Genomic DNA, 8,592 nt, shown 5'->3' with positions numbered 1-8,592 from the left:
GTAGCTGTCCGTCGTCATCGGCTGCAATCGAACGATTGCCGTGACTTGGCCGGCCTGAAACTGGGCTAGCTATATCAACCTCTAGGCTGATCTACCCCAAAACGCTAGTCACCCCTATATTTCCCTATACTTCAATATTTCGTACGAGGTTGTGATAGATCCGTATCGCAACCCCTTTGCGCTAGGCGCCGGCTTTCCTCCGCCCGAGCTTGCTGGTAGGGGCCCGGATACGGCTAAGATTTCTTGCGGACTCGCATCTGCAGGAAAACCTGCACACTATCAAGGCCGAGGCGCAGTTTGTGAGGGTGACGGCTTCACTAGGTGATGGGGCGCAAACAGTCATTGTTGAGTCCGGCTCGGGCCGACATCATTTCCAAGGGAATGATCTTCAGCACAGACCATGGCGACCTTGATCTCTCGGCCCCATTTTCGCTGACTATCTTCGCTATCGCGGCAAATGAGAGCAGCGAGATTCTAGTTAAAAAAGCAAAACCCCAAGCCCGGGCAACCTTGTGCGCTTGACGCTGAGTGTAATGTAGTTGTTGCTAACCCTGAGTGAACTGAGGGTTAGCCGTGATGAAGAACTCTCACTGTCGGTACGATCAACACCCAAGGGTGTGATGATCAGTTCTCATAAGCCCAGCGTTTCCACAGGCCTAAACCGGTAACCGGAGGCATGATGCTACTCAGTTGATGGCCTTGAGCCTGCGACCTAGCTGCCCTAATCGGCGGGTTTTTGCTCTCATGCCCCGAATAGGCTTGAAGTCCAGCAAAGAGCTAGAAAGCACTAGTCGAACGTCACTATGACTTGGCGACTAGTTTCTGCATGGCTCGTGACTCTCTGGCTCTCGAAGTACGTAGAGTTTGGATGCAGAATGTAAGCAAGTGAGGACTCACGTCCCGCATGAACGCGCAGAATCTGCTTCAGCTTGGCCATCGTCCACCCTTCGCTATCGCTGCGCCCGCCACAGCTCACCAAGTACACGCTATTGATTTCCCATCCTTGATCTTTAGCGCCCGCAAGCTCAAGCAAGCCTTCCAGATCCTTCATCAAATAGGTAGCTGGCCTAACGTAGCCGGCATCGTGCTCAAGCACATCGACAAGAAACCAGGGGCGAGTAGTCAGGCATTCAACATACCGCCAGGCATGGGCTCCTTTCACGAGGGCGCCAGCCGGTATCTCTGCGTGCTCCATGGTCAGAAACATGCGTCACCTCATCAAAATGAACACTATAGATTGTAGTCCTATAGAATTCATTATTGCTTCATCGTTCCTTTTGCGGGTAGTGCAAATGGAACTGAACAGCGCATTCGGGCAAGCATTGAGGCAACTTCGAAAATCAAAGGGGAAGACACAAGAAGACTTTTCCATCGTCAGCAGTCGAACCTACCTAAGCACCCTAGAGCGTGGAAAGAAGTCGCCTACGATCGAAAAGGTCGACGAGATATCTGGTCTATTGGGCCTTCAGCCCCTGACACTATTGGCGGCGACGTATCTACTGACAAGCGGCATGACTGTGGACGCGCTTCTGAGGGCGGCGGAGAAAGAGTTGCTGGCGAGCGGTTTCGGCGGCGATGGGACTACCACCGATGAGGTGGGGTCAGGAGCTCGCAATCGCTTATGAGTTGATCAGGGCGTATCTGCAGCCTTAGCACACGCCTAGATGTGTGCTGCTGGGCAGTGGAGTAAGCGTGCTGATCTCGTTTCAGTGTTGCAGCAGGAACTTGGAAGCGGGCGTTAGAGCTCGGCTGGCACGAATGGTGTACGTCATCATCGCGATCTGGGTAGATAGCACTCTAAGGTGTATTCCACTGTCCGAAAGCCCTGGCGGGCGGGCTGGCTCACCTTGAATGAATGGGATAGCTGATCTTGAGTAAGAGCAGGGAGCAGCTTCCTGAAGCAGGACACGGAATTACTACCGCTTCGAGCGATTGATCTGTGTAGCCAGCGGGCGATTTTGCACTGTCGGAATGACAACGTATCGGAGTTGCTCACACAAATTCAGGGTTGGCGTGAGAATAGTGGAGCGATGTTGTTGGCTGGCAATGCGAGCTCGAGCTTCTCATTCTTGCTAGTAAGCTCCAGTATTTTAGCGTCTGCTTCAGCTAGCAAGCTTAATAGGTTATCGCGCTGCGCCTGGAGCGCATGGATACGATCCTTCAGATCTTGAGAGTGTTGTTTCCGAGACAGCTCTTTTTGGCGGGCTGACATCGGCTTTTCGTTGCCATACTGTTCAATCCACAGTTGGATCTCTGCTATTAGACCGGGGTAACGTGCCTTTTTGAGTGCAGATGGATCGAGTCCCGCCTCTCGAGCAACATTGTTTTGGGAAACAGGTGAGCTCTTTGGTAGAAGCTCGGGTTGGTTCGTTTTCAGGCGATCAAAGGCTTCGCGGAAAGCAGCTTCAGCTCTGCTAATCGATGGAGAGGACATTCAGCGCATTCTCCACAGCTCGTTGTTGGGCCAAAAGTGACAGCTCTAGCGGACTACCAGCCGGTGCGACTGACAGCCGTGCAGAAATTGAATCCCCTAGTGATCTAATCAATGGGGCTCTCTCTCTATCATAGATAAGGTCGTCGCACGGCGGCTTTCCATCACCACCACCGCACCTGGCAATGTTATCAATCCCGCCATAAGGGCAATGCCCTTTGTAAGTACATCCGCCAAGGAAGTTCTGGCGAAAAGCGATTTTACCTTCTTGCGCGGCCTTTAGAAGGCTTTTCATGTCCTTCTCGCTAATGATGTTAAGAATTTGAGCTTTACGCTTCTCGCCATGTGGGCTTACGAACCTAGGGTTCTGAAGAGCGTTAAACTCCTTGGCAATCATCTCGTACATTGTCCTTATGTACTCAGTTCGCGCTTCAAGGTTGAGGCAAATGTCCAATTTGAAGAATCCTTGCCCATAGTAGCGGGACATGCCACGACGCGCATGTTTAAGCTGATACTGAACCGAGGCATCCCCTACGAGACCAGATGCACTCATGTTTACTGCGCCGGTCCTCCTTAGCTGATGCCAAGATAGTGGCCAAATACTACCCTTTGCGTAATTGATGGGGTCTAAGTCTGGATTGATTAAACGCGCTATTTTGAGGTCTTCGTCTGTAATGCGCAGCTCTTCAGAGTCGAATAGGAATGGAAATCTTTGAATGTACGCCGTGTAGTGCTGGCGAGTGAGCTTTGTCTGCATTGGCTTGTCGATATGTTCACCGCGGTGTCGCCATGGCTCGTAAGCTCTCATAAATAGAAGGGGATTATTCTCATCGAGAGCAGTCACCTTGACATCGGGATGTGCTGATGCAGCAATAAATCTGAGTTTGGCAATTGTTCGTAGAGCGTTAAGTGCTACTTTGGCAGATGGGCTGGTGATCCAAAAAGCACCTTCGTCTTCAATTGTTTTAGTTGTAATACTTTCTAGAAGAAATATTTCTTCATTAGTTACTGGATCTTTTTCAGAGGATAGGCAATTGGACCTTAACGAAAAGCCTTCCTCATGTCTCATCATCGAGAAATTTAGGAGATAAGCAATGCCGACGAAACTTACGAGAGTGAAATATGAGGAAAAGGCCTTGACTCCGGCGCGGTCGTAGTCAGGAATCCATCGTGAAAGTAAGCTATCTATGCCAAAGCGATTTGCTGTGTTTCTGAATTTTCCATAATATTTAACGTTGGTTCTACTGCCGTTCAATACCTGCGCGCCACTATAAAATGGACGGCGGCAATCGAGTATTTTTCCTTGGCACGCGTTAGCTAGAGAACCGGCATTATGCGCATACGCATCTAAGCAAAAATGATAGCAATCCTCTATTTTATCTTGATGTTCGTTGAACTCATCTATGCATTGGCGAAGCCGGTTTACTTGGTAAAGCCAGATGCGTGGAGGTATATAAGGGGTTTGTGCGCGCTGATGCTCTGTAATTGATAATGAAAGCTTTTGTAAGAAATATGGATCAAGTATTTCTACTCCGACAGAGGCTCTGCTTTCCCATAGCTCGTGCAAAAGTGTTAATGCATACTTCGCGGAAGATCGTGCTAGAAAATTAGGTATCCGCTCAATCACCCTTGGGTAACGCATAAGCTCAGAGGCACATATTTTTTCGGCTGTGCAAAGTATGAATATCGGCTTTAGTATCTCGCAGTACCGCACAAGCCCTTTTGCAGTTATCGCGGAATTTGGTCCATAAAGTTTCCAAGCCGCAAGTTGACGAAATATGTCGGCGTTTCTTTTATCGATCTTGGAGCTGCCCTTGTGCCTTGTTTGGTCATCGAAATTAATAGAGATAATCCGATCTGACCAAATGGTCAAGTCCCAGACGCTGTCGCCCATACGGGAAACGACTTTCCCTTCAGCGTTGATGACTATTGGAAAATCTACCGGAGGTGGCCAATCCGGTGGGGAGAGATTTTCTGCTTGAGGGGGGAAATGGCTGGCTAGCTCAATGTTGAGGGAATATACCGAAGGGTTCACGGCAGGATCTCGACTAATTGAATGGTCCCATCAAATAGAGGGTGATAGCGTCCCTCTCTTATGCGTATGTTTGCCTCCTCAGTCCAGTGGTTTCGTACTTCGCTACTATCTCTGAAATATTCTATTTTGGCTGATATCCTCTCTATTACTGCTACTACTGGACTATCCCACTGCCCACCTTTGGCTGGTCTGTATTGATCTAGCTCGAGGCGCTTGAGATAGCGAAATGATGCGAGTGCCCATAGATAATCGAGACTGTCAATATCTCTATGATACTCACAGAACAGACACCCAGCAGGATTAATACAGTCGGGCTTAGGAGATTGGTTGGGCGCGTTATGGATAGATGAAGGCGCTTGATTAAGAAGTACACAAGTTCCTGGGCCTGGAGGGGATATGGCGGGGTCGGCTAAGTTATAGAAGCGAGATATCTCAAGAGAGGCAACCTGATGGTGTGGCTCTTCATAGACGGTAATAAGTGTTTCCTTTGTGTGTTGAGCGATGTCTGCAGTGAGATTTAGATCACGGCTCTTTCTCAAGAGCCAATTTATGCGGGTTCTTCTGAGTCTTGCAGGGGATATGAATTCTATATTTAACTTCTTGCATCTTAATTGTATAGCTTGGCAGGGGCGAATATCGTCCAGTCTACGGATTGCATTTTGGGCTATAAAAGGAAATAGCCTACTTGTACCTTCGGGGAATACCTTTTTAAGCCAGTCAAGATATGACTGAAAGTGATTGCGATATTCTTTGAAGATTACAAATTCTGCTTCGCCTTGTCTTCGCTTCTTGAAAACTCTGTATGCGAGATAATCATCATCTACGGTCTTGAAGCTAAAGTTCCCGAAAGGAAGGGATTGAGCTTGTGATACGTTCATCCCTGTTTGAGCGATGAATATTAGGAGCTCAGCCTCAATGCGAAGATTGATCAGAGGGTACCTAACTTGATGAGATTTATTTCCATGCCTAAGCTCTCGTTTATCGGATAAGAGCTTCGTGGAATACTTATCGGCGCCAGGCTGAAAGGCTTTAAGGTCTTCACGCATTGGGTGCCCGGCCCATTCAGTCAGAGTTTTTCCTTCTTTAGTATTTATAACAACAGGTAGTCGCCCGTATATTGCGTCTATGGTTAGTGCGTGTGATATGTCTGAAAGCAAGGAGCCGAATTGAAAAGTCCTTTCCAGATTCTGCTTGTCAACTTCCCTGCTGACCGGATTTCTAGTGGTTTTTCTTGGCTTTAGCTTGGTGTTCTTTTTGAGGTTTATATTTATCGAGACTGCACGGGATATTAGGAATGCTATAGCGACAGCCTGCCTGTAGGCAGTTCTCTTGGTTGCTGTCTTAAGTACTTTAATTTCAAATTCTTTGATCTTTGTCCAAGAATAAAAAATATCTATAATTTTCTCGCGTGTTATGAAGATATCTTGCTCGTCACACCAAGAAAAGAAGAGCCTCAGGTATAAGTACCGGTTTTCGACCGTGGCTCTTGCGCGTCCCATGTTGATGTCGGCTATTAGCCCGTCATAGAAATTTATAACCAGTGGTAAGCGCTCAGCTATGGGGGCGCCAAGTTCTCCCCTCTCAATTTTTCCCTGGACCTTTTTTATATTGCTTGCCGCTCCACCTTTGTAGAGCAAGAATCGTAGATCAAGTTTTGTTTCATGAGTCCCATAAGCAATCCCCTTGAGAGTCAAGTCAGGAATGATCATTTTGTTGGCCTAAAATCTAGACTCAAGAAATTCCGAGTGTACTCGTTGCCAAGCTCGCTAGCAGCCGCTTGTTGCTCAACGAATTTTATATATCTTAATGTTGTTCTTTCGTCTCTGTGTAGTAAGGCCAACATAACGAGGCTGATTGCTGTCTTTGCTCCGCCGTGTTTCAGAGTGACTCTTGCTAGTTCTGTTCCGAAAGTGCATCTAGTCCTATGGAAGTGAAAATCGCGAAGGGATTTTATTCCGTGGGTCAGTCCTGCCTTTCTGAGTCGGGTCATCTCGACGTTAATCGCTTGGCTAGAGTCAACTCCTTCAGAAGCATAAGGTTTACCGAATCTATTGAGGAAAATTACATCCCTATGTTCAGGCTTGGCTAGGGCTTGTCTTTTTAGTCGCCTAGTGCTGAACATATACTCACGCAATATTTGAAGGACGCTGTTGCTTATCCATACTTGGCCTGTTACGCCGAGTTTTGTATGCACCGAGGGGTGTGCTCCAGGGCCTACTGCTAGCAGGTGCCAATCTGGTATCCATGGATTTGGTACCGAATGTTCTATGGTTAGCTCTTTTAGGTCGCATATTGTTCCGATGCGCATGCCAGTCGTGAAACCAAGCTTTAGCATCAGTGCTAACTCTACGCTGGCATTCGTATCTGCGAAGTTAAGTATTTGTGTAGCAGCCTCACTCGATACGGGTAATAGGCCGTCTTCCAGAGCGCGGCCAATTTTTTTAGTATTTCTAATGGAAAGATCGGTAGCCTCTTTCTCTATCGTTCGAACAAAACCCATTGAATCCTCTATGTGGATCCCAATTTTTCGATCATTCCACATGGGGTTCTGGGAGGAAATTAAATTCTCTTTTTTCAGCCAACGATAGAAACGGATTACTGCGTTGATTCTTTGCGAGCTAGTTGACGGAGAGATTTGGCCGTTATCACGTTGGTGAATCAAATGCCCCCGGAATTTCAAGAGGCACCGGTCCGCCTCTCTTATGGGAAAGTGCCACCAATCAATAGATTCCCTCTCGAGCCAAATCGCATATGCATGGATGTGTTTCATTGCAGACAAAATGGTTTTTACGTTAGTGCTTTTGTCCGCCGCCCTTTGAGTAGCCCAGAGATTTGCTTCCCGCCAAGGGGTGTTGTCGCTCCAGAAAATTTGAGGCAGTCCCCTGATAGCAGCTTGGTCAACACGTGACCAATGAACCCTGCCTTCGGCAACCGTCGAGCTCATGCGTGTGAAATTAATCATTTCTAGCGATGCCATTGGATGCCTATCTCTGTTTTTGTCCATGGTAGGTCATGTTATGGGTGCAATTCTGTAGCTGCATGTTATAGGTACAGGGGCAGGGGTTCATCGCGGCGACCAGCTGGAAGCGGGCAGGGAAGCGCACCTTGTCCCGCGCCCGGGCGATCACGATGCTGCCGGATTCCAGTGGCTCGCGCAGGACCTCCAGTACCTTGCGGTCGAACTCCGGCAGCTCGTCGAGGAACAGCACGCCCTGGTGCGCCAGGGTGATCTCGCCTGGCTGTGGTTGTCCGCCGCCACCGACCAGCGCCGCGGCGGAAGCGCTGTGGTGCGGCGTCCTGAACGGCCGCTGCGGCCAGCGTTCCAGCGGTGCCAGGCTGGCCACCGACTGGATGGCGGCGACCTCCAGGGCCTCGTCTTCGCCGAGCGGCGGCAGCAGGCCCGGCAGGCGGCTGGCCAGCAGGGTCTTGCCGGTGCCGGGCGGGCCGCTGAACAGCAGGTTGTGGCCGCCGCTGGCAGCGATCAGCAGGGCGCGCTTGGCCGCCAGCTGGCCCTGCACGTCGGCCAGGTCGGGGTAGTCGGGCGTGGCGCGCAGCAGGCCGCCGGCCTGGTAGGGCGGCAGCGGCGTGTGGCCATTGAGATGGGCGGCGATTTCCAGCAGGTGGTCGGCGGCCAGCACGACCAGCCCGGAGGCCAGGCAGGCTTCCTCGGCGTTGGCCTTCGGCACCACCAGGGTGCGTCCGGCGGCACGGGCGGCTAGCGCCGCCGGCAGCACGCCGCGTACCGGTCGCAGTTCGCCCGACAGGGCTAGCTCGCCGAGGCATTCCAGCGTGCCCAGGGCCTCGGCCGGCACCTGTCCGTTGGCGGCGAGGATGCCCAGGGCGATGGCCAGGTCGAAGCGCCCGCCATCCTTGGGCAGGTCGGCAGGCGCCAGGTTGAGGGTGATCCTGCGGGCGGGGAAATCGAACCCGGAATTCTGGATCGCGCTGCGCACGCGATCCTTGCTTTCCTTGACGGCGGTTTCCGGTAGGCCGACCAGGGCCATGCCCGGCAGGCCGTTGGCCAGGTGCGCCTCGACCGAGACGGCCGGCGCTTCTACGCCCACCTGGGCGCGGCTGTGGACGATGGCCAGGGACATGGATCACTCCTTGATCGCATGCCCGCCGA

At 50.8% G+C, this 8,592-nt stretch carries 7 protein-coding genes; 1 reads left to right on the top strand and 6 read right to left on the bottom strand.

What is annotated here, in order from left to right:
- Nucleotides 1-787: 787 nt before the first annotated feature.
- Nucleotides 788-1,207: a hypothetical protein gene (locus tag N5D30_RS20740; protein ID WP_279910509.1), complete on the bottom strand. Its 420-nt coding sequence runs from the start codon at nt 1,205-1,207 to the stop codon at nt 788-790.
- On the opposite strand from N5D30_RS20740, the gene N5D30_RS20735 reads away from it, so the two are divergent.
- On the top strand, nt 1,206-1,625 hold the full coding sequence (locus tag N5D30_RS20735; RefSeq protein WP_347881206.1) for a helix-turn-helix transcriptional regulator: 420 nt from the start codon (nt 1,206-1,208) through the stop codon (nt 1,623-1,625). The two genes, N5D30_RS20740 and N5D30_RS20735, sit on opposite strands and share 2 nt — an antisense overlap.
- A 377-nt stretch (nt 1,626-2,002) precedes the next feature.
- Here N5D30_RS20735 and N5D30_RS20730 read toward each other — a convergent pair whose 3' ends face one another.
- The 5 genes from N5D30_RS20730 to N5D30_RS20710 are packed head-to-tail and all read right to left on the bottom strand — an operon-like array spanning nt 2,003 to nt 8,563.
- A complete protein-coding gene (locus N5D30_RS20730; RefSeq protein WP_279910508.1) occupies nt 2,003-2,434 on the bottom strand; it encodes a hypothetical protein in 432 nt (143 codons plus the stop codon).
- Nucleotides 2,415-4,466, bottom strand: coding sequence for a hypothetical protein (locus tag N5D30_RS20725; protein WP_279910507.1), 2,052 nt, complete (start codon nt 4,464-4,466; stop codon nt 2,415-2,417). Before N5D30_RS20725 ends, N5D30_RS20730 begins: the two co-directional genes overlap by 20 nt.
- Nucleotides 4,463-6,175 carry a site-specific integrase gene (locus N5D30_RS20720; protein ID WP_279910506.1) on the bottom strand — a complete coding sequence of 571 codons (1,713 nt, stop codon included), beginning with the start codon at nt 6,173-6,175 and terminating at the stop codon, nt 4,463-4,465. The genes N5D30_RS20725 and N5D30_RS20720 overlap by 4 nt, the downstream gene beginning before the upstream one ends.
- Entirely contained in the window at nt 6,172-7,470 is a 1,299-nt protein-coding gene (locus N5D30_RS20715; RefSeq protein WP_279910505.1) for a site-specific integrase, read from the bottom strand. The genes N5D30_RS20720 and N5D30_RS20715 overlap by 4 nt, the downstream gene beginning before the upstream one ends.
- Nucleotides 7,451-8,563 carry a YifB family Mg chelatase-like AAA ATPase gene (locus N5D30_RS20710; RefSeq protein ID WP_279910504.1) on the bottom strand — a complete coding sequence of 371 codons (1,113 nt, stop codon included), beginning with the start codon at nt 8,561-8,563 and terminating at the stop codon, nt 7,451-7,453. The genes N5D30_RS20715 and N5D30_RS20710 overlap by 20 nt, the downstream gene beginning before the upstream one ends.
- Between the last annotated feature and the right edge of the window lie 29 nt (nt 8,564-8,592).

This window comes from Pseudomonas sp. GD03875, from assembly GCF_029840585.1.
In the GTDB taxonomy this organism is placed as follows: Bacteria; Pseudomonadota; Gammaproteobacteria; order Pseudomonadales; family Pseudomonadaceae; genus Aquipseudomonas; species Aquipseudomonas paralcaligenes.
Note: the sequence above shows the minus strand (reverse complement) of the source record. Positions and strands in the feature narration are given on the sequence as shown.

Excerpts from the sequence above, each read along its gene's own strand:
- N5D30_RS20710 (WP_279910504.1), bottom strand. The coding sequence starts at position 8,563 with ATGTCCCTGGCCATCGTCCACAGCCGCGCCCAGGTGGGCGTAGAAGCG.
- N5D30_RS20730 (WP_279910508.1), bottom strand. The coding sequence starts at position 2,434 with ATGTCCTCTCCATCGATTAGCAGAGCTGAAGCTGCTTTCCGCGAAGCC.
- N5D30_RS20720 (WP_279910506.1), bottom strand. The coding sequence starts at position 6,175 with ATGATCATTCCTGACTTGACTCTCAAGGGGATTGCTTATGGGACTCAT.
- N5D30_RS20735 (WP_347881206.1), top strand. The coding sequence starts at position 1,206 with ATGCGTCACCTCATCAAAATGAACACTATAGATTGTAGTCCTATAGAA.
- N5D30_RS20715 (WP_279910505.1), bottom strand. The coding sequence starts at position 7,470 with ATGGACAAAAACAGAGATAGGCATCCAATGGCATCGCTAGAAATGATT.
- N5D30_RS20740 (WP_279910509.1), bottom strand. The coding sequence starts at position 1,207 with ATGTTTCTGACCATGGAGCACGCAGAGATACCGGCTGGCGCCCTCGTG.